We start from the raw sequence: 21,034 nt of genomic DNA, 5'->3' as shown, positions 1-21,034 counted from the left end.
CGAAGTTTGGCCTGGCAGTTCTACGTCTTTCCCATCGAGCCTAAGTTGCCATAAACAAGACCAACGCGTCTACACCGTAATCGCATTGCCTCTACACCGTAAAGGCAATGCGATTACGGCGTACAGGCAATGCGATTACGGCGTACACGCAATGCGATGACGACGTACACGCGATGCGATGACGACGTACACGTGATGCGATGACGGCGTGCACGGGTGTTTGGTGCAGGGGCGGCCCCTGTGGCCGCCCACATCTTATCATCTCATGAGGCCAGCAATCCGGCGCCATACACGAGCACGATGTAACGCAACAGCTTGCCGATAGTGATGCTGACCGTCGTGATGACGATGTTGGCACGCATCAGGCCCAGACACACCGTAATGGCCGAGCCTATCAACGGCAGAAAGGCGAAGAAGCCTATCCAGGCGCCATGGCCGGCCATAAAGCGCTGGGCCTTATCGAGATTCGCTTTCTTGACATGCAGGTACCGCTCTATCCAGTCCAGCCTGCCCAGCCTGCCCACTCCGTAGTTGAACAATGAACCGAGGACGTTGCCGACAGTGCCGTAGACGATAAGCGGCTCAGGCTTCAGCCCTGCAGCCAAGAGACCCAGCATGACAGCTTCGCTGGAGAAAGGAAACACACTGCCAGCTAAAAACGCGGCAAGCAGCATTCCCCAGTAGCCATAATCGAGAAGGAAGTCGGTAAGAGCCTGTGACATAGTAAAAAGTCGAGTAATCCTGAACGCCCCGCGTCAGGTTCCCAAGAGGTTGAACGCGGTCAAGGCAAGAGCGATGAAGAAGAGTGCTATCGAGACGATGTTGCTCAGCCGTGAGTTGGTGAGCGCGATCCAGTGGCCGATGAGCGGTGCGGTGAGCACGATGGCCATGCCGAGCAGACCGTCGAAATGCTGCGGCTGGATGAGTGCGAAGAACATGGTCAGGCTGTCGAGCACGATGAAGAGCTCATAGATCATCCGGACACGGATGCGGTCCTGATAACTGAAAATCAGGAAATACGTGCCGCCGATGAGCGCACAAAGAAATACGAAGCCAAACGTGAGCCACTCATGAAGCCCTACTCCGGCAGTGGAGAACGGCTTATCAAACTGCAGCACGCTCTGGAAATGAGCGCCCAGCCACGCCGTCTGACCTGAATAGATGAGCCACGCCGTCACAAACCAATAGGGAGCAAGGATGCCTAAGATGGACGAAAAGAAGGTGCGGGGACTGAAACTCTGCACGTAAACCGCCATCAAGACCCACAGTGCCGGCAAGAAAAGCAGCACGTGGGGAAACACCACGCTGCTGATTCCCAAGGCGCAGAAAGCATAGAATGTCTGTCCTGAGGCATCCGGATCCTGATAAGTACGGAGAAGAAAGAGCAGAAACGTGATAAAGGTGATCTGCACCACTGCCACGGCGGTGGTGCGGAAGAGAAACAGCGACATCGAGGTCATGACGAGAAACGAGCACGACACCATGCGCGAATAGATGCGGATGAGGGCATTGCTGTTGTTCAGCTCAGCCATCATCACGGTGGAGGCCAGCAGCAAGGCAAAATTCAGCCACATACTTTCCGTGGCCAGTCCGGCTGCAAGGCTGACCAATAAACTGTAAACCACCGTCACCGGCAGTGATTTACGGGATGTTGCGATACGGTTTTGAAGTCGCTTCACGCTCTGTTCCTGTTCTCTTGATTAAAGGTCCTGACCAATGTCCCTGCGGTAATATTTGCCCTCAAAGTCGATAGTCTCTGCTCCGAGCATGCTTTTTCGCAGGGCCTCAGCCTTGTCCTTGCCATACGAGGTGACACAGATGACGCGGCCGCCATTGGTGACCACCTGCCCGTCCCTGATGGCAGTGCCCGAATGGAAGACAATGCTTTCGGGACCTACCTTATCTATATTCCTGATGGGAAAGCCTTTCCTGTAGCCCTGGGGGTAGCCACCCGAGACGAGCATGACGCAGACGGCTTCCCTTTCGTCAAAGACCACCTTGCGACGGTCGAGATCACCGTGGACCACTCCCTCGAAGAGGTCGACGATGTCGCTCTTCAGGCGTGGCATGACGGTCTCTGTCTCCGGGTCGCCCATGCGGCAGTTGTACTCGATGACCATGGGATCGCCGCCGACATTGATGAGACCGAAGAAGATGAAGCCCTTGTAGTCGAGCCCTTCCGCTGCCAGTCCTTCAACAGTAGGCCGGATGATGCGGTCCTCCACCTTCTTCATCCACTCCTTTGTAGCAAAAGGCACGGGCGACACGCTGCCCATACCGCCGGTGTTGAGACCCGTGTCGTGCTCACCGATGCGCTTGTAGTCCTTGGCCTCAGGCAAGATCTGATAGTGCTTGCCGTCCGTCAGGACAAACACTGAGCACTCTATACCCGAGAGAAACTCCTCGATGACGACTTTGGCCGAGGCAACGCCGAACATGCCGCCGAGCATCTCACGCAGCTCCTTCTTTGCCTCCTCCAGGGTCGGAACAATCAGCACGCCTTTGCCTGCGGCCAGTCCGTCGGCCTTGAGCACGTAGGGAGCCTTGAGCGTCTCTAAGAATCGGCAGCCCTCCTCCACGGTGGTGCCGTCAAACGTCTCGTAGGCTGCCGTAGGGATATGGTGGCGTTTCATGAAGCCCTTGGCGAAGTCCTTGCTGCCCTCCAACTGTGCGCCGGCTTTCGATGGACCCATGACAGGCACGCCTTTGGTGCGTGCGTCGGCCTTGAACGCATCGTAGACACCTTTCACCAACGGGTCTTCAGGGCCCACGACCACCATGTCGACGTCATGGCTGACCACAAAGTCTTTCTGCGCCTCGAAATCGTCGACGCCGAGAGAGACATTCTCTCCCACAGCCGCTGTACCCGCGTTGCCGGGGGCGATAAAGAGTTTACCGCACTTCGGGCTCTGCGCGATTTTCCATGCTAAAGCGTGCTCACGCCCGCCGCTGCCTAAAAGAAGGATTTTCATAACCGGTCTGATCTTAGAAAATATCTGTTTTGTCTCAATAAGAGAATTACTATTTCAGGAAGTCAAAGAAGTATCTTGAGATGCGCTCATGCAGGTGCTCACTCTGGTGTCCCCGCATATTGTGCGGTTCACCAGGGTAGACAAAGAAGTCGGGTTGGGTGCCATACTTGATACATTCCTTCAGGAAGGAGAGCGCATGCTGCGGCACCACTGTGGGATCGTTGCCTCCAATGATGATCTCAAGCCTGTCCTTGAGGTTCTTTGCTTTGGGCAGGAGCGACGAATGCGCATATCCTTCAGGATTTGTCTGGGGAGTATCCATATACCTTTCACCGTACATCACCTCGTACCACTTCCAGTCGATGACGGGTCCACCCGCTACACCGCACTTGAAGACGCCGGGATGGGTTGTCATCATGTTAATGGTCATGAAGCCTCCGAAGCTCCATCCATGCACGCCAAGGCGCGTACTGTCCACGTAGGACAGCGACTTGAGGAAGTCAACACCCTTCATCTGGTCCTCCACTTCATGGTCACCGAGGTGGCGGAACGTCACTTGCTCAAAGGCTTTGCCACGGTTTTCCGACCCGCGGTTGTCGAGAATGAAGAGCAGATAACCGTGCTGGGCCATGTAAGTCTCCCAGCCACGCGAGCTATAGTGCCAGCGTGCGTCGACATTGTGGGCGTGCGGCCCGCCATAGACATAGATAATGGTGGGATATTTCTTGTTCGGATCGAAGCCCACAGGCATGACCATGCGGTAGTAGAGGTCCGTCGTGCCGTCGGCTGCCTTGATGGTTCCGCAGCGGTACTCAGGCACATCATAGCCCTTCCAGGGGTCAGCGGCAGTGAGCCAACGCGTGCGACGGCCATTGTCTGTGTTGACAATGGCGATGTTGCGCGGCGTGGTTGGCGTGGAATAATTGTCGACAATGTACTGTCCGCTCTCACTCACGGAGCCGTTGTGCCAGCCTTCACCGCCCTCGTCCATGAGGGCACGCTTGCCCGTAGCCAAGCTGACGACCCAGATATTCTTCTGAATCGGGCTCAGCTCATTGCTCTCATAGACCAGGGCTTTGTGCTTGGCATCGAAGCCGAGGAAGTTCTCCACGACCCATTTACCGCTTGTGATCTGCTTGAGTTCACGGCCGGAAGTGTCGAAGAGATAGAGGTGATTGTATCCGTCTTTCTGGCTCTGGAGGATGAATTTCTGATGATCCCAAGGCAGGAAGGCGATGGGATGAAGGGGCTCCACATATTTGTCGTCGGTCTCACGATAGAGTTCCCGGAGCTTGTCGCCCGTGGTAGCGTCGTAGCTCACAAGGCGGCAGTCGTTCTGATCGCGGTTGAGCTCAAACATGTAAATAGTCTTCGAGTCGGGGCTCCACGCCACGTTGGTGAAGTAACGGTTGGTGGGATCGCCGGCCTTAAGGTAGACGAGCTTCTGCGTGGCAAGGTCATAGACTCCCAAAGTCACCTTGTGACTGGTCTCGCCGGCCATGGGATACTTGTCGGGCGCGGCTTTTGCGATGCGCGATCCCGACGGTGGTGTCACGTCGGGATCAGGGATGTCGACTTGCGGATAGTCCGTCACCATCGACTGATCCATGCGGTAGAAGGCGAGCCTCCGGCCGTCGGGGCTCCAGAAAAGCCCCCCCGTGATACCGAATTCGTCACGGTGAACACTCTGTCCGTAGACGATCTCGCGCGATCCGTCCGTCGTCAGCTTCCTCACCGCACTCACGGGTTCGGCGCCACTGCCTGCCGCAGGCTGGGCCACATAGAGCTGCCAGTCCTTGACATAAGCCAGCGAACGCGAGGCGTAGCAGAAGTCAGAGGCCTGCGTGCCCTGCTCCATATTGACTGCCCAAAGCACGCGGCGCGTCTTCCAGTTGTAGGCAACGCTCTGATTGCCCGACCGCAGAATGACGATGGGCTTACCGGCTTCGGGGAACTGTGCCGAATAGAACGAGTGGACGTTGAGGCCGGCTTTCTTCAGCGCCTGAGCCGTAAGCAGCGTCTTTTCCTTGCCTGTGCTCTTGTTCACCAGGCTGCAATACTCGGCGTCGAGACGCACTAACTCGTCGCCCCACCACGTGGCCCAGCGGTTCTCAGGCACAAAATTGTGATAGTTGACACCGCCGAAGTTCAAGTCCTCCAACGTGAACAGCTTCGGCTCACGCTCCTGGGCGCCGGAGCAGAAGACTGACATTGCCGACAACATAAAAACAAAAATCCTTTTCAGCATGGTAAAATGGGAATAGAAATAGTCTGTGGATGCGGGCGGTCACTGTCGCAGCCCCTTCACTTCTCCGTCATAACGGGCTTTGTTATTCGTCCTCGTCGAATCTCGGCTTGCGCCGGTCGGGCTTGCGTCCTGCACCACGACGTTCACGGCGGAAGTCGTCACGGCGGCCGTGGCCCTTATGGTCACGCGGCGCGTTACGGCGGTCATCGTTGGACCTTTGGCGCGCGGGCTTCCGGCGATCGTCAAAGGAATGGAACTTGAACGTGCGGATATCGCCGTCCTCATTGGCCTGAGCCTCCTTCTTAAGCGAATAGAAATCGTTGCCATCGAGATGCTCCTTGAACTCGCGGTTCTTCTTGAACCGGTGCTTCTGCGCCATCTCGCGCTTCTCCTCCTCGGTCTTCACGATGCCGCCTTCATGACGGAAATCGGCCATTCTTCCATCGAACAGCGCATACTTGCGAAACTCACATTCGAGCGAGCCGTTATACAACGGGATCTTGATAGAAGGCTTGAGCCCGATCTGCTCAAAGCACTCCTCGCGGTAGGACAGCACCCAGGCCTCGTTGCCGCTGAACTCACGCTTGAGCTTCTCGCCGATCATGTGGTAGGTGCCAAGCAGGTTGGAGGTGGTGATGCGCTCTCCATAGGGCGGGTTCATGATCATGATGCTCTTCTCCGCAGGCTTCTTGAAGTCCTTGAAGTCTTGCTGTTCCACGCTCACATCCTGCGAGAGTCCGGCGGCCTTGACGTTCATGCGCGCGGTGTTGACGGCTTTCATGTCCACGTCGTAGGCATAGATATGATGTTCGAAAGGCCGCTCTGCGGAGTCGTCGTTATAGATGGTCTCGAAGAGATCCTGGTCGAAGTCGGGCCACTTCTCAAAGGCAAAGCCATTGCGGAAGACCCCTGGCGAGATGTTTCTGGCGATGAGAGCCGCCTCGATGGCAATGGTGCCCGAACCGTCCATAGGGTCGATAAGGTCGCATTCACCATGCCAGCCGGTCATGAGAATCATTCCCGCGGCGAGCACTTCGTTCAGCGGAGCCTCTACGCTCTCCTGACGATAGCCGCGCCGGTGCAGCGACTCGCCACTGGAATCAAGGGCTATGGTGCCGTCGTCGCCGGCGATATGGATGTGCAAACGGATGTCGGGGTTAGACACGGAGATATTAGGGCGCGTGCCAGTCTTCTCGCGAAACTGGTCGACAATGGCGTCCTTGACCTTGTAGGCTACAAAGTGAGAGTTGCGAAACTCGTCGGAGTAGACCACGGAGTCCACGGCAAACGTCTTGCCAGGCTGGATATAGCGGCTCCAGTCGATGGTTTTCACATTATCATATACCTCCTCCGCCGAGCGGGCTTTGAAATGCCTGATGGGCTTGAGGATACGGATGGCGGTGTGCAACTGGAAGTTGGCACGATACATCATCTCCTTGTTGCCGGTGAACGATACCATCCGCCGGCCTGTCTGCACATTGTCTGCACCAAGCTGCGTGAGCTCCTGTGCCAAGACGTTCTCAAGTCCCATGAACGTCTTGGCGATGAGTTCAAATTCCTGTTCCATTATTGAATTCTAAATCAAAAATATCATTTTTCTGTTGTTTATACTTCTTTGAGCCGGGCTTCATGTCGTTGGTGACCCACACGTTGGCGCCGATGACGGATCCCGCGCCTATCGTGACACGGCCCAGAACGGTGGCGTTGGCATAGATGACGACATTGTCGCCGATAATGGGATGCCGTGGGATGCCCTTGATGGGATTGCCTTTCTTGTCGAGCGGAAAGCTTTTGGCGCCGAGCGTCACGCCCTGATAGAGCTTCACATTACGGCCGATACGGCAGGTCTCGCCGATCACGACACCCGTGCCGTGATCAATGGTGAAGTACTCGCCAATGACTGCTCCGGGGTTGATGTCGATGCCGGTCTCCGAGTGGGCCAGCTCCGTCATGAGCCGCGGAATCAGTGGCACGTCCATGACAAACAGCTCATGGGCCACGCGGTAGTTGGCGAGGCACTTGATGACGGGATAGCAGGAGATGATCTCCGCATGGCTGTGGGCGGCGGGGTCGCCGTTGTAGGCGGCCACGACATCGGTGGCGAGCACGCGCCGTATCTCCGGTAACCGGCTGATGAGCTCACGGGCAATGTCATGGGCCCGCATGGTAAGCTCACTGTCGGCCACGCTCACGCGGTCGTCCTCACAGCCTACACAGTGGCTGAAACACAGCCCAGCGAGCACCTGGTCACACAACAGATGGTACATGCGCTCGACATTGACGCCGATCTGGTATTTAATGGTATGGATGTTGACCTGCGACTGCCCGAAGTAGCCGGGGAAGAGAATGGCGCGGGCCAGCTGTATGATTTCCTCAAGACTCTCGCTTGAAGGGAGAGGATAACCTTCCTCATGCTCATGAAACAGGCCCTGCAGGGATTCGGGGGCAGCAAGACGGCATATCGCGTCGTTCAGCATGAGGTTCGTTTTCTGTCTGCTCATTTGAGTGTGTCAGTATTTCGTGCAAAGTTACGAAAAAGCCATGATATTGCGCCAATAGTTTCACAAGAATTTTCCACAGAAATGATGGTCAGGCCTCTACACCGTAATGGCAACGCCTCTACGCCGTAATGGCAACGCCTCTACACCGTAATGGCAATGCCTCTACACCGTAATGGCAACGCCTCTACGCTGTAATGGCAACACGTCAAAATCGGCAAGAAACTTAGGTATAGCAAACGTTAAACATAATTAAAACATTATTGAAAAAGGATCGGTGCATGGAAAAATTACCTATATTTGCCGCAACAAGGATAAAACCCATCGCAAGTTTTCGCGATTCCTAAAACAAAATATCGAACCGCATGATGAACAGTACCTAAAAAACGACTAAAAGACTTTTGCTTCTATAGCGTCACGTAGCAAAGTCCCTTTGTTTAGCGCATCTTTTTCAAATTATTTTACGCTGGCGTCAATAAGCTTGAGAATATCAAATATATTCTCAACATAAAGCAAACCAAAATGAAAAAGCTGACTTTTCTTTCAGGAATCATATTCCTTCTCTTCTGCTCCATCTCTCTGGCAAGTTGCTCAAACGATAAAGATGGCGCCACGATAATAGATGAAAAATCCAATACTGTGTTGCAAAAGCAAGACACGCCCTTGGATAGTATAATCGTCTCGTTAGTAACAGATAAGAGCCTCCAGTCTCCCGCAATTGACATAACCTACAATGTCAGCACGCAAGACATTGCGCTGGAGTTCCATCGCGTGGCCGATTCCAAATCTTTCACCAATACTCGCTCAACAAATGTAAAATGGCATTATGCAGGTCATGCCCGCAATGCCTATGAAGCTGTAAACGTAGCAAGAAACATTGAGAATAAGTGCAAAGGAGCCAACACAATAGACATACATCTGACCAAGACAAAGGATGGAGGATATGATGTCTATTGGAAAAAGTCATAGAGACTATCTGAATGAAACGGCATGGGTGACTCGCTATCACCTGATATTTGCGTATGGATGGTGTGGATGGCTATCCCTGTAACATTACCATGTGAGTCGGCTCTGTGTTGCGCACTTTACACCACACAGAGCCGAATGGTTTTTTAACATAATTGCAAAAAGTATTTCACGTTTCTACACATTAGTATGGAATAAATAAAGTAATTTTGCAACGTATTTAAGAGAAGAGGGGACCAGTCCCACATTATTTAGTTTTAATTAATATCAATCCTATGCAGAAAAGACTGCTATTTCTGATCACACTGCTGTTGTGTCTCACAACGGCGATGATGGCGCAGATCACCACCTCTGGTTTAAGTGGTAGAGTGACAGCCGACGGCGAAGATGTCATCGGAGCTACAATCGAGGCCATTCATGTGCCCTCAGGTACCAAGTACCAGGCCGTGACCAATGCCAAAGGAATGTACACCATCAACGGCATGCGCCCCGGCGGACCCTACACGGTGAAGGTCAGCTACATCGGGTACCAGGCCAAAGACTACCACGACGTGAAACTGCCACTTGGACAGACCTACAGCCTGAATGTCTCCATGAACGAGGACGCCCAGCAGCTCGGCGAGGTGGTGGTCAGTGCCAAAGCCACCAAGTTCACCACCGAGAAGACCGGAGCTTCGACCAACATCGACAACCAGCAGATTGTCAACATGCCTACCGTGTCGCGCTCCATCACCGACATCACACGCCTTTCTCCCTACGGCGGCAACGGCATGAGCTTCGGCGGTACTGACGGGCGCACAGCCAACTTCACCGTTGACGGCGCCAACTTCAACAACAACTTCGGCCTGAGCGATGCGCTACCAGGTGGCGGCAACCCCATCTCTATCGATGCTATTCAGGAACTTCAGGTCGTGGTTTCACCCTACGACGTGCGTCAGACCAACTTCCTCGGCGGCGGCATCAATGCCATCACCAAGAGCGGCACCAACACCTTCCAGGGCACAGCCTACGTCTATCACCGCAACGAACAGATGCGCGGCAGCACCATCTACAGCCAGGCAATACCGGGAGCAAGCGAGAAAGACCGCTCCACAACCTACGGCGGCACCTTCGGTGGACCCATCATCAAGGATAAGCTCTTCTTCTTCCTGCAGGGCGAATACATCAGCACCCCCTCTGTTGCCAACCGCTGGCGCGCCTCAGAGAACGGTGTAGGCGACGAGACACAGTATCTCTCCTATGCCTCTGTAGCCGACATGGAGCGCGTGCAGCAGTTCGCAGCCGACAAATACCACTACAACACCGGAAGCTTCACCTCCTTCCCCGCTGACAAGAGCAACGCGAAATTGCTGGCAAAGATCACCTGGAACATCAACAACCAGCACCACCTCGACCTCCGTTACAACTATACGAACAACACCAACTGGCTGGCGCCCAACGCCTCGTCCATGGACGGCGGCACACGCTCGCCTTACTCACGCACCTCTCTCTACAGCATGACGTTTGCCAACTCGATGTACTCCATGAACAACAAGGTGCACACTTTCTCTCTCGACCTCAACAGCCGTTTCTCCAACAACCTGAGCAACCAGTTCCTCACCACCTACTCCATCCTCAATGACGTGCGCGGCACCAACTCCTCCGAGTTCCCCTTCATCGACATTCAGGACGGAACCGGTCAGAACGTGCAGTACATGGCACTCGGCTATGAGCTCTTCACCTACAACAACGCCGTACACAATAAGGTGTTCAATGTGAAGGATGACCTCTCCTGGTATTTAGGAAATCACAAGTTCATCTTTGGCGCAATGTACGAGCATCAGTTAGCTGACAACCAGTATATGCGCAACGGTACGGGATACTATCGCTACGCTTCCGTCGACGATTTCATCAACGGACGCACCCCCGAGATTGTGGCCCTGACCTACGGCTACAACGGCGAGACATCACCCGCCGCACGCATCAACAGCAACAACTACGGTCTCTACGCACAGGATGAGTGGCAGGCTACCAACCGCCTGAAACTCACCTACGGCATCCGTTTCGACCTCTTAGCCTACCAGAACAGCGACTTGATGACCAACAATGCCATCAAAGCCCTCGACTATGACGGCCGCCATATCGACACCGGTCTGTGGCCGAAAGCCAACCTCCGCTTCTCTCCGCGCGTGGGCTTCCACTGGGATGCCTTCGGCGACAAGAGCTTCATCGTGCGCGGCGGCACCGGTATCTTCTCCGGTCGCCTGCCTTTAGTGTTCTTCACTAACATGCCATCCAACTCGGGTATGGTGCAGTTCAACGCCGCACTCAATGCCACCGGCACGGCTCCTGCCTACTACACCGGTCCGTACACAACCGATGAGAAGGGCAAGAAACACATTGACATGAACCAGTTTGCCGGCGGTCTCGTGACCGACGCCAACGGCAACGCCACGATCAAAGCACTACAGGAGAAGCTCGCTTCGCTGGGCTATCCCCAGACCATCTCACCTGAGAACGGCACACGTCCCAGCTCTATCGCTGCCGTGGACCGCAACTTCAAGATGCCGCAAGTGTGGAAGAGCTCCATCGCTGTCGACTACTCCATCCCCGTAAACTTCCCATGGACCGTGACCGTTGAGGGCATGTTCAACAAGACTATCAACGCTGCTACCATCTCCGACTGGGCCATCTTGCCTGTCGAAGGCTTCTCGCGCTGGAACGGCGCCGATAACCGTCCTATCTTCCCCTCTGGCTTCCGCGGCGGCCGTACCAAGGCTTTCGTGCTCTCTAACACCAGCCGTGGCTATGGGTGGTCATTCGTGGCATCCACAACTCTCAAGCCCGTTGACTGGATGGAGCTGACTGCCAGCTACAACCACACCGTCAACAAAGAGGTGACGGGCATGCCAGGCTCCAACGCCGAGTCCGCCTTCACCTATGTGCCAACAGTGTTCGGACCCAACAACATCAAGCTGCACAACTCGCAGTATGTCACTCCCGACCGTTTCTCTGCCGGACTGACACTGCACGACAGAAGCGGCAACCACTACTCCTTCTTCTATGAGGCTTTCCACGGTGGTTACAACTATTCCTACATGATGGCCAACGACATGAACGGCGACGGCTACAGCTACGACGCACTCTACATTCCGAAAGACGGACAGGTCGGCGTCGGTCAGGGCGACTTCCGCTTTGCCACAGAGAGCGACATGAACCGCTTCATGGACTATGTGCACAGCAACGATTACCTGAAAAACCATCAGGGCGAGTATGCCGAGCCATACAGCGTCTACAACCCATGGGTGCACCGTGTGGACTTCAGCTATAAGCACGACTTCAAGGTCAACACCGGCAACATCAAGCACAAGCTGCAACTGAGCTTCGACATGAAGAACGTACTCAACTTCTTCAACTCCAAGTGGGGCGTGATGAAAGTCATGAACTCCACGCTCAACGAGGGCCGCATCCTGCGCTACGACCACACCGATGCCGAGGGCTACCCTGTGTTCACCACTCCTGCTGCCGTACAGAGCGGCGTGCAGACATGGCTGCCAAACTTCGCCATTAGCCAGTGCTGGTACGCCTCTATCGGCCTTAAGTATTTCTTCAACTAATTCCACACATAATATTATATAAGCATGAAACTCAAACATATATTTGCTGTTGTGCTTGGTGTACTGGCCATGGCATCGTGCGACGATGACAAGACGCTCGGCACACTCGGCAACATTGAGCTCGACAAGACGTTTGTGGCTATCCCCGCTACGGGCGGCGATGTCACAGTGACCGTCAAGTCTTCAAGCGAGTGGGCATTCGACAAGGTCTTCGCCAATGTCTATACCACCGACAAGAAAGACGAGAACGGGAAGGCTATCAAGGAGACCCGCAAGGAGGCTACACCCACCTGGCTGAAAGTCTCCACGGAGAACGGTGCTGCCGGCGAGACGAAAATCACGCTCCATGCCGACGCCACCAGCGGCGGCCGCGACGCACAGCTCGAGATTGTGGCCGGCAATGAGCGCCAGTATCTGCAGGTGCAGCAGGGCGACAAGACCGCCGAGAACGCTACCTGCGCACAGATCATTGCAGGCCCCGACGGTAAGACCTTCCGGGCTACAGGCGTGGTGGAGGACATCTCCAATACAACCTACGGCAACTGGTATCTCAATGACGGCACAGGAAAAGTCTATATCTACGGCACACTCGACAAGAACGGCGCCGAAAAGAACTTCGCCAGCCTCGGCATTGAGAATGGTGACCAGGTGACAATAGAAGGACCCAAGACCACCTACGGCAGCACCGTGGAGCTGGTCAACGTGACGGTCATCAAGATCGAGAAGTCACTCATCAAGGTGGAGGATGTCCAGAAGACTCCTGCGGCCAAAGAGGGCGGTGACTTCGTGGTGAGAGTGTCGTTCAAGGGCAAGAACGTTGCGCCCGTCATTCCGGAGGACGCGCAGTCGTGGCTTGGCGTGACGAGCATCAAGACCAAGGCCGGTGTCGCTTCAAAGACGCAGAAGAACCCCGCCGACACGGCTGTCGTCACCTTCCACTGCCAGTCCAATACAGCCGGCGCACGCTCGGCCAACGTTACCTTCACATCGGGCAAGTCGTCCGTTTCAGCCACCGTGTTGCAGGAAGGCTCCATCCAGGAGGCTACCCTCGCCTCGTTCGAGGCCGCCGAGGAAGGCAAGAGCCAGTATCGCATCACCGGCATCATCTCAAAGGTTGACAGCAAAGGCAACTTCTGGATACAGGACTACACCGACCTCACAGGCAGCGTAGAGGCTTACAAGCCCACAGGTCTGCCCAAGGATGCAAAGGTGGGTGACATCGTGACCGTGACCGGTACGCGCAGCTCCTACAAGGGCAACGCGCAGATTGGCTCACCCGCCGTGGAGAAGCTCGAAAGCGTGAAGGCCATCCGTCTCACCGAGTTCGACAGCCAGGCCGACGGCACCATGGTGCTCCTCAAAGGCCGCGTGGAGGAAGTGAAGAGCGACAAGTACGGGAATCTCTACCTCTCCGACGGCACCAGCAAAGTGTATGTCTATGGCCTCTACGGCTATGGAGCACCCAAGGGAGCCGACCGACAGGACTTCATGAAGGCAAACAACATCGCCGTGGGGTCCGTCATCACCGTGGTGGGACAGAAGACCACCTATAATGGCACCACAGAGCTCAACGGCGGATACTTCGTCTCCATGGATCCCTCCGCGGCCTCTGCAAAGCGCCGCTGAACAACAATCCACCATCCATCAAGAAGCGGCATCCAAGCGATGCCGCTTTTTTGTCCTCCCTTTACGCCGTAAAGGCAATGCGATTACGCCGTAAAGGCAACGCGTCTGCACCGTAAAGGCAACGCGATTACGCCGTAAAGGCAATGCGATTACGATGTAAACGAGCAGAAAATAAAGATGACAATGATGAAGATAAACAGTAGACCGAGAGAAAAATTAGAATTTACAACACCATTAGAGTGTCTTTATAGAAACATTTCGTAAATTTGCACTTGCTATTTGAATCCACCTTCAGACAAAGCTGCAGTCAATGGTTAACCTATCTGAAAAAAGGAGTAAGGCGCGGATAAGCAACAAGATTTTAAAGTTCCCATATCTATGAACGACAATCATGCTGAATGTATAGCGCAATTGAAAGAAGGCTCACATGAAGCCTTCTCTGAACTGTATATGAATTACTCAAACAAGATATACAGTTTTGCTTTGGCGCAGACGAAGAACACGATGCTTGCAGAAGATATCGTGCAGGAGACGTTCTTGAAGTTGTGGGACACGCGCGGTCAGCTGGATTGTTATGGCAATGTGCACGCGTTGCTGTTTACGATAGCCCGGAATTTAATCATTGATGGGTTCAGAAAGCAGATTGTAAAGATCAATTTCGACGATTATCGGCAAGCATGTAATAAGGTTTCTTCATGGCCTACACCCGACGAACAGGTTAATTATCAGGAATTTGTTGACCGCTTACAGCGGACCAAAAGACTTTTGTCGAGGCGTGCCTGTCAGATTTATGAGATGAGCAGAGAGCAGAATATGCCTATTCGGGAGATTGCAAAATCTTTGAATTTATCCTCACAAACGGTCAGGAACTATCTGAGTTCAACCTTGAAAATCTTTAGAAAGAAGATGCTGGAGAACCGCTATTTCTTTTTGTTTTAATGGTTGTTTGTTCAGCAAATGAGCTGTTTCATGCCTTGTCTTCAGACAAGGTGTCCTCATATTGCTTTTCGACAATACTGTAACTACTCAGTCTTTTTGACATGATATTTTGGAACGGCCAAATATTAGTCGCTCTCAGATGATGTAGTAATACAGGCTAATTGGAAATGCTATATATGTCTGTTTCTGTAATCCTAACAGGATTCAACGCCTCCTGACTTTTGCTCTAAACAACTTTAAATGACTTTAACTGTTGATGGTTGTGCGTGTAGCCGCACCAACCTACATTAAAAAGACTGAGTAGTTACTCTCCCGTTTGCAGATAAGTTAAAAAGGACTAAAAATAACATCTATATTTGCCTAAACCATTTTTTTCCCCTATTTTTGCTTAAAATATAATACTTGGTTGAATAATCCTTGCAACATAAGAACATGGAGGCTACTTCAAGCTCTGAGTCAATGGAAGTAATGAACATGGAGGCTGCTCCTGCCGCGGATATGGATGAGCAAGTTGTTGCATTTGCTTGTGCTGGCACTTTGGGTACACTGGGCACTGTATGTGGTTGCATCGGTACCCTGGGTACATTTGGTTGCGCTGGTTAAGTTGCTATCATTAATGAAAATCGAGAGGAAGTGCAGATCTCTGCACTTCTCCCGATTTAATAAACAATTTAAATTATATCCTATGAACATCAATGTTAAGAATCTGACATGTCTTGCACTAATGTTGGCTTCATCAATGCTGGTTAGTGCACAGAGTGTAAAAGAACTCTGTGAACATAATGTGGAGAAACTTGGAGGTAAGGTGGCTATTGAACAGGTGAAAACTCTGAAAGTCACTCAGATCGGAACATCAAACGGCATGAATATGCCAACAACAACAGTAATTATGCCTGGTAAAGCATACTATCAGAAAATACGTACCGGCATGGGGACATTCACAACCTGCGCCTATGGTAATAAAGGGTGGTCGAATTCTACAGCTCAATCATCAAAAACGATGGATCTGCCTTCAAAGATGGTATGTTCACTAATCATTGATTCTAAATTTTATGGTCCTTTATGTGACTATTACATCAATGGAAGCAACAGTGATGTAGAATCCATTGTTAATGAAGGAGAAACAACGGTAGACCGTGAGAAGTGCTTCAAGCTCGGAGTAACTTATAAGTCTGGATATAAAGCTACTGTTTATCTTTCCGCTTTGGATTACATGATACGAAAGGTAGAATCGCCTGCGGGTATTTTTAAATATAGAAACTATGAGAAAGCTGGCCAAGTAATGATTCCACGCTATGTTGAGGTTACCAACAATAGAGGAACTATTACTTCTGTAGTATCAAGTGTAAAAATAAACAGTAAGGTGAAAAATGATATGTTCTCTCGTCCTTAGTATGCTTTCTGCTGCTACTCTGGTGCAGGCAACGGTCGATACCGCCAAAGATGTTGTCAATCTGAGAGAGGTAAGTGTAACTGCCTCTCATAAGATTGACGACAATGGAGGCAAAATCGTCTACAATGTTTATCTGGAGAAAGTGCGAACTGAAACATCGGCTATAGACCTGATGAGAAAGGTTCCAATGCTTTCGGTAGATATTAATGGCAATGTAAGTATTAGAGGAAATAGTAATGTAAAAATATTGGTCAATGGCCATAGCTATGGAATTCTCTCATCTACTCAAATCCTCGAACAACTTTCACCAGCTGACATCCTGAAAGTCGAAGTTATGACTACACCTGGGGCTAAATATGAAGCCCAAGGTACGGGTGGCGTTGTCAATATCATCACAACGAAGAGAATGTACTTTAAATCATCAGGCTATTTAAATACGGGTATAGGCACAAAAGGAAGTCACCTTATGGGTAATTTCAATTATGCAGTCGATAATCATTGGTCATTTCAGGATTCATTCTATGGGCTTTTAGGATATTCAGGAACATCTAGTAATAGCGATTTTTCGGGCTGCATAGACGGGAAAAATACCGGTCAATTATATAGCTTACAGGCAGGAGCCTCACGAAGCGGCGATAACTCTATGCTGAATTTAAATCTACAGTATATGTACCAAGGTACATCATACAAGGAGAGTCTGGAGTCTGGGGAAAGAAAAAAAAAACAAATAATGGATATCATTATTTGAGTGCATCTGCCGATTACAGTTGGACTGCAAGCGAGAATGTAAAAATGGATGCTCAAACTCGATGGTATTATCTGCCAACAAGAAATAAGATAAGCGGCTGGGATTACCCAGAAGACAAGACTGGTACTCACATACGCGGACAAATGTCGCAAATGGATTGGACGCTGAAGCCTTGGCAGAGATTAGAAATCGATGTAGGATTGAGTAACAATTACAGTCATTGCAAGGATGTATATCGCGGTACGATGATTAGGTATATCGATAATTTCGGAGCCTATTCTGAACTTAAGTATGAGGCAACACCTTTGTTGACGATGAAGGGAGGGCTGAGATATGAGTATTATCATATTGACACAGATCTCAAAAGAAAGCGCAGGTATAATGATCTATTCTATAATTTTGGGGTAGATTATAAAGCCTCGCCTTTCTGCACCTTGAGTCTGCTATTCAGCAGACGTACGGATCGTCCGACATACTCAACATTGCTCAGCGAAGGAAACTACCAAGGAGGAAATGTACTGCTATATGGAAACAGTAATGTGGAACCATCGTATAGTTATCTGTTGGAAGCAGGAGCTTCGTTATATGTAGGAGACTGCTTTTTCAAGATCTCTCCTTACTACAGGTATACCGATAAATCTATCTCGCTGATGATGCAGATGGACGATCATGTAATGCAGCAATATGCTGTCAATATTGATGGTTCCCATTCATGGGGAACTGAAATATGGACTACATTAGTCTTGATGAATGGAAAATTGAATTTCAATGGTGGTCTGGATATCATGTATAAGAAATTGAAAGGTGAGGGTATAAGTAATAGCGGATGGCAGCTGCAATATTCTATGAATGCAACATACCGTCTCTTTCCAACATTATATGTGAATTGCTATGGTTCATGGCAGAATCGTAAGATCTATCTGCAAGGCAGTGAAAATAGTTATCTTTACAGCAATCTATCAGTACAGAAAAGTTGGTATGATGACCGCTACAGAGTAGCTTTGTCAGTAGATAATCCCTTTAGCAATGGTGTAAATGTCAAAAGAGATTATCATATAGGCGGTAAAGATTATCATTCAAGTATCAGGTACCGAAATACTGGTGTAAGAGTATTCTTTATCTATAAGTTCGGAAAGCATGATATGGAGAAAAATATGAAGATAGAACAAAATATCTTGAACAATTACTAAAAAAACACTATGGAAGATAAAAGCAAGAAACTCAACATTCTTAATCAATTTTTTTGTGATAAGAATGTCAATTTCCCATATCAGCCTAAGCTGGTGAATGGAATTCACGTGTATGAAGCGCCAAAAGGCCTGGGAATCCAGTTCCGAGGCGGAACAGAGAAATTTCTTATTAAAGGTACCGAAGCTTACCAAATCTGGGGGTATCTGAAAAATGTGCTTGACGGAAAGCATACTTTGGAAGAGATACTGAACAAAGGAGCGGAAGAGTTCAAGCTAGACCGAGTGAACATAGGAGCTTTTCTTAATATGAATATCCGCAATCATCCAAATTAGCAGAGTTTACACAGCCTGGACAATCCTTGGTATAAAAATTGCGGGCTTATGTTTGACTATTGGAAAGGAATGATTATGAATTTGACCGATTTCTATGAAGTTTATCCTGACGAGGAAGCTTGCGAGCATGCTCTCAAGGAATTTCGTGAATGCCATACTCTTTATTGTCCGGTATGTGGCGGTTTGCACCTCAGTTGGAATCCGAGCCATAAGTCTTGGACATGTATGGATTGCGGTCATGAGGTTACCCTCCGTTCCGGCACAGTGATGCAAGGCGGTAATCTGTCGATTTCCGGTTGGTTCGTGGCAATGTTTCTGATAGTAAGTACGAAGCGGGCCATATCCGCCTTGGAGGTACAGCGCCAGCTTGGAAGGAAACGCTACCAACCCGTCTGGGAAATGATGCATAAGCTGCGTGACGTGATGGGTAAGCGTGACAGTCTCTACAGGCTGTTTGACCAAGTGGAACTTGATGAAGGATTCTTCTCCACGGAGACGCCTGACAGTGAAAAATGGCATTCTCTCAAGCGTGGACATGGAAGCCAACGGAAGACGGCCGTGCTTGTCATGGCGGAAAGTTCTGTTCCCACAAACACACCAATGAAAAAGTACAGCACCGGGAAACGGGTCGGTCATATCAAGATGGAGGTTATACCGGACTTGAAGGCGGCTACGGAGGAAGACAAAATAAAGAATTCCATAGATGCCGGGGCTAATGCTACCACAGATGCCACGAAGTCTTACGCGGCACTTACAGCGAACAAAATTGTCGCTAAGCATAAAGCATATAAGATGAGGGACAAGACCATGGTCGGCAAGGTGCTTCCATGGGTACACATATCCATAAGCAATGCAAAGAGGAGTATTCTTGACACGTATCATGACATCAAGGGGGACTTTCTGCAGCTCTACCTCAACGAGTTCTGCTATAAGTTCAACCGAAGATATTTCGGATTTCACCTGTTCGACAGGCTTGAGCTCTGCGCATGCACCTATAGGACGAGCTTCAAGCATAGAATCTACTGATTTGGATGATTGCGGATATTCATTAATTCTTTATACTCTATAAACAGAGCGATGATAAATTTATTGTCTTAGTCTTTGATACAGTTCAGATGACATTCTCTGACAATCAAAGACTTTCTTCATTGCGGACAACCGCATTCAAAGGTTGATGGGTAAGTTTGTACTAAGACAGAACTTGTCATGAACAATATTGCTGAATAGTTACTATAATTATTCAGCAAACACTAATTAATAAAAAATATCAAATATCAGGAGAAGAAAGGGATAAAAATACCCGTCAAATTACAAACAGAATGAGCTATGACACAATACCTAACATCATGATACTTAATATAAATGTAGGTAATCGGTATAGAAAAAATCAATGTGTCGATTCTCATAAAAGTGTCGCCAAGATGCATGCAAAAGAACAAGACTGAACTAACAATAATCATAACAACAGGTTTAAATCCACCTCTTTCCATCATATCAATGAGCCATTTTCTGAAAAGCATCTCCTCTATAAACGGACCAAATAATCCCATAGCTATAGTTGAAAAGATAAGCGATAGGGCACTTTCGTGAATAGAGAAGAAAGGAGACGCAACTCCGCTAATCTTACAGATTAGCAAAGCAACTAATTGCCACAAGACTCCTAAGACAACTGCTATAATTACAGCCTTAGCTTTTAAAGTACATTTAGAGAGACTCCATAGATCAAGTTTCTCTATCTTATTCTCAAAGTATAAAGCTAATAGAATAAATGTAGAGTAAGCTAATATCATTAAATTAGAAATTAGTTCGGTTTCATGATTGCCATTCTTACTAACAGTCAGCATGACAAAAGGAGCCGATATCAATACGGACCCGATTAAACATAGTATCAAAAAAAATACAACTTTCTCAATAGTTTTTGTTTTACTGAGTTGTGACATACCTTCCTTGTTATTATAGTTCTTATAAATTACACTTAAATAAAGCCATCGTATTATTTAAATACAATGGCTACGGAATCTGAATCGAAAATTATATTATCCGAAGATCTCAATCGCATATGACCTAAGGTTTGGAATACGGAACCACCAAGATGGCAAGACATGCAAGTCCTTGCCCATTTCTCATGCTTCTGTTTTTTCGTCTCTCCACCGTTGACACGGACCATCTCTGAAACTGACATCTCTGTCAGATAGCCGTTTGTCGTAATTTTCATTGTAATTGAAATTAAACTGTTAAACTTGTGTTCATATAAGTCGTCGACTACTTACGTTTGCAAATTTACGAAGGAAAAGAACTCTCCGCAAATTTTCCTTGATGAATTTTCGTTCCGTGCAAAATTTCTGCACGGAAGAGCCTGCTGTGGTTTGTTTTTCAAACAAATAGTACCTTCATTAAGCAGATTCATCTCATTTTCTCCGATATAGCTCACGCATAAAGATAGGTCCATATCGAACGCATTTGTATAGCAGAGCGATTGCTTCTTTCTATTGTAATTTACTCTGCCCCCATATTTTTCAATACCT

16 protein-coding genes are annotated in these 21,034 nt (G+C 49.9%); 9 read left to right on the top strand and 7 right to left on the bottom strand.

Annotated elements, in window-relative coordinates; translation table 11 throughout:
* Positions 1-263: 263 nt before the first annotated feature.
* From PREMU_RS11795 to PREMU_RS11770, 6 genes are all read right to left on the bottom strand, one after another.
* On the bottom strand, positions 264-722 hold the full coding sequence (locus PREMU_RS11795; protein ID WP_007575616.1) for a YqaA family protein: 459 nt from the start codon (positions 720-722) through the stop codon (positions 264-266).
* A gap of 33 nt (positions 723-755) precedes the next feature.
* On the bottom strand, positions 756-1,679 hold the full coding sequence (locus PREMU_RS11790) for a hypothetical protein (protein ID WP_007575615.1): 924 nt from the start codon (positions 1,677-1,679) through the stop codon (positions 756-758).
* A 21-nt stretch (positions 1,680-1,700) separates the two neighbouring features.
* Entirely contained in the window at positions 1,701-2,972 is a 1,272-nt protein-coding gene (gene purD / locus PREMU_RS11785) for a phosphoribosylamine--glycine ligase (protein ID WP_007575614.1), read from the bottom strand.
* Positions 2,973-3,021: 49 nt separating this feature from the next.
* On the bottom strand, positions 3,022-5,196 hold the full coding sequence (locus PREMU_RS11780; protein WP_007575612.1) for a S9 family peptidase: 2,175 nt from the start codon (positions 5,194-5,196) through the stop codon (positions 3,022-3,024).
* Positions 5,197-5,302: 106 nt separating this feature from the next.
* Complete coding sequence (locus tag PREMU_RS11775) at positions 5,303-6,787, bottom strand: THUMP domain-containing class I SAM-dependent RNA methyltransferase (RefSeq protein WP_007575610.1); 1,485 nt, start codon at positions 6,785-6,787, stop codon at positions 5,303-5,305.
* On the bottom strand, positions 6,771-7,721 hold the full coding sequence (locus PREMU_RS11770) for a serine O-acetyltransferase (RefSeq protein ID WP_007575609.1): 951 nt from the start codon (positions 7,719-7,721) through the stop codon (positions 6,771-6,773). Before PREMU_RS11770 ends, PREMU_RS11775 begins: the two co-directional genes overlap by 17 nt.
* 519 nt (positions 7,722-8,240) lie before the next feature.
* On the opposite strand from PREMU_RS11770, the gene PREMU_RS11765 reads away from it, so the two are divergent.
* The 9 genes from PREMU_RS11765 to PREMU_RS11720 all read left to right on the top strand — a co-directional run bounded on the left by PREMU_RS11765 (position 8,241) and on the right by PREMU_RS11720 (position 19,535).
* On the top strand, positions 8,241-8,687 hold the full coding sequence (locus PREMU_RS11765; RefSeq protein WP_007575607.1) for a hypothetical protein: 447 nt from the start codon (positions 8,241-8,243) through the stop codon (positions 8,685-8,687).
* A gap of 272 nt (positions 8,688-8,959) precedes the next feature.
* Positions 8,960-12,280 carry a TonB-dependent receptor gene (locus tag PREMU_RS11760; RefSeq protein ID WP_007575601.1) on the top strand — a complete coding sequence of 1,107 codons (3,321 nt, stop codon included), beginning with the start codon at positions 8,960-8,962 and terminating at the stop codon, positions 12,278-12,280.
* Positions 12,281-12,304: 24 nt separating this feature from the next.
* On the top strand, positions 12,305-13,906 hold the full coding sequence (locus tag PREMU_RS11755; RefSeq protein WP_007575600.1) for a BACON domain-containing protein: 1,602 nt from the start codon (positions 12,305-12,307) through the stop codon (positions 13,904-13,906).
* 378 nt (positions 13,907-14,284) lie between these two features.
* On the top strand, positions 14,285-14,845 hold the full coding sequence (locus PREMU_RS11750) for an RNA polymerase sigma factor (RefSeq protein WP_007575598.1): 561 nt from the start codon (positions 14,285-14,287) through the stop codon (positions 14,843-14,845).
* A 685-nt stretch (positions 14,846-15,530) separates the two neighbouring features.
* Positions 15,531-16,238, top strand: a complete 708-nt coding sequence (locus PREMU_RS11740) for a hypothetical protein (RefSeq protein ID WP_156804011.1) — start codon at positions 15,531-15,533, stop codon at positions 16,236-16,238.
* A 1-nt stretch (position 16,239) separates the two neighbouring features.
* Positions 16,240-16,986 (top strand): TonB-dependent receptor, encoded by a 747-nt coding sequence (locus PREMU_RS11735; RefSeq protein ID WP_040558384.1) that lies wholly within the window; start codon positions 16,240-16,242, stop codon positions 16,984-16,986.
* Positions 16,983-18,176 carry a TonB-dependent receptor domain-containing protein gene (locus PREMU_RS11730; protein WP_007575591.1) on the top strand — a complete coding sequence of 398 codons (1,194 nt, stop codon included), beginning with the start codon at positions 16,983-16,985 and terminating at the stop codon, positions 18,174-18,176. Before PREMU_RS11735 ends, PREMU_RS11730 begins: the two co-directional genes overlap by 4 nt.
* Before the next feature lie 9 nt (positions 18,177-18,185).
* Complete coding sequence (locus PREMU_RS11725; RefSeq protein WP_007575589.1) at positions 18,186-18,509, top strand: hypothetical protein; 324 nt, start codon at positions 18,186-18,188, stop codon at positions 18,507-18,509.
* A 75-nt stretch (positions 18,510-18,584) separates the two neighbouring features.
* On the top strand, positions 18,585-19,535 hold the full coding sequence (locus PREMU_RS11720; protein ID WP_040559019.1) for an IS1595-like element ISPrmu1 family transposase: 951 nt from the start codon (positions 18,585-18,587) through the stop codon (positions 19,533-19,535).
* 248 nt (positions 19,536-19,783) lie between these two features.
* On the opposite strand, the gene PREMU_RS11715 is transcribed toward PREMU_RS11720, so the two are convergent.
* Entirely contained in the window at positions 19,784-20,449 is a 666-nt protein-coding gene (locus tag PREMU_RS11715) for a CPBP family intramembrane glutamic endopeptidase (RefSeq protein WP_007575586.1), read from the bottom strand.
* Between the last annotated feature and the right edge of the window lie 585 nt (positions 20,450-21,034).

The organism is Hallella multisaccharivorax DSM 17128 (genome assembly GCF_000218235.1).
GTDB classification, from domain to species: Bacteria; Bacteroidota; Bacteroidia; order Bacteroidales; family Bacteroidaceae; genus Prevotella; species Prevotella multisaccharivorax.
Note: the sequence above shows the minus strand (reverse complement) of the source record. Positions and strands in the feature narration are given on the sequence as shown.

Bases quoted from the DNA above. Each gene is read 5' to 3' on its own strand.
- PREMU_RS11795 (WP_007575616.1), bottom strand. From the start codon at position 722: ATGTCACAGGCTCTTACCGACTTCCTTCTCGATTATGGCTACTGGGGA.
- purD (WP_007575614.1), bottom strand. From the start codon at position 2,972: ATGAAAATCCTTCTTTTAGGCAGCGGCGGGCGTGAGCACGCTTTAGCA.
- PREMU_RS11780 (WP_007575612.1), bottom strand. From the start codon at position 5,196: ATGTTGTCGGCAATGTCAGTCTTCTGCTCCGGCGCCCAGGAGCGTGAG.
- PREMU_RS11775 (WP_007575610.1), bottom strand. From the start codon at position 6,787: ATGGAACAGGAATTTGAACTCATCGCCAAGACGTTCATGGGACTTGAG.
- PREMU_RS11770 (WP_007575609.1), bottom strand. From the start codon at position 7,721: ATGAGCAGACAGAAAACGAACCTCATGCTGAACGACGCGATATGCCGT.
- PREMU_RS11765 (WP_007575607.1), top strand. From the start codon at position 8,241: ATGAAAAAGCTGACTTTTCTTTCAGGAATCATATTCCTTCTCTTCTGC.
- PREMU_RS11760 (WP_007575601.1), top strand. From the start codon at position 8,960: ATGCAGAAAAGACTGCTATTTCTGATCACACTGCTGTTGTGTCTCACA.
- PREMU_RS11755 (WP_007575600.1), top strand. From the start codon at position 12,305: ATGAAACTCAAACATATATTTGCTGTTGTGCTTGGTGTACTGGCCATG.
- PREMU_RS11750 (WP_007575598.1), top strand. From the start codon at position 14,285: ATGAACGACAATCATGCTGAATGTATAGCGCAATTGAAAGAAGGCTCA.
- PREMU_RS11740 (WP_156804011.1), top strand. From the start codon at position 15,531: ATGAACATCAATGTTAAGAATCTGACATGTCTTGCACTAATGTTGGCT.
- PREMU_RS11735 (WP_040558384.1), top strand. From the start codon at position 16,240: ATGCTTTCTGCTGCTACTCTGGTGCAGGCAACGGTCGATACCGCCAAA.
- PREMU_RS11725 (WP_007575589.1), top strand. From the start codon at position 18,186: ATGGAAGATAAAAGCAAGAAACTCAACATTCTTAATCAATTTTTTTGT.
- PREMU_RS11720 (WP_040559019.1), top strand. From the start codon at position 18,585: ATGAATTTGACCGATTTCTATGAAGTTTATCCTGACGAGGAAGCTTGC.
- PREMU_RS11715 (WP_007575586.1), bottom strand. From the start codon at position 20,449: ATGTCACAACTCAGTAAAACAAAAACTATTGAGAAAGTTGTATTTTTT.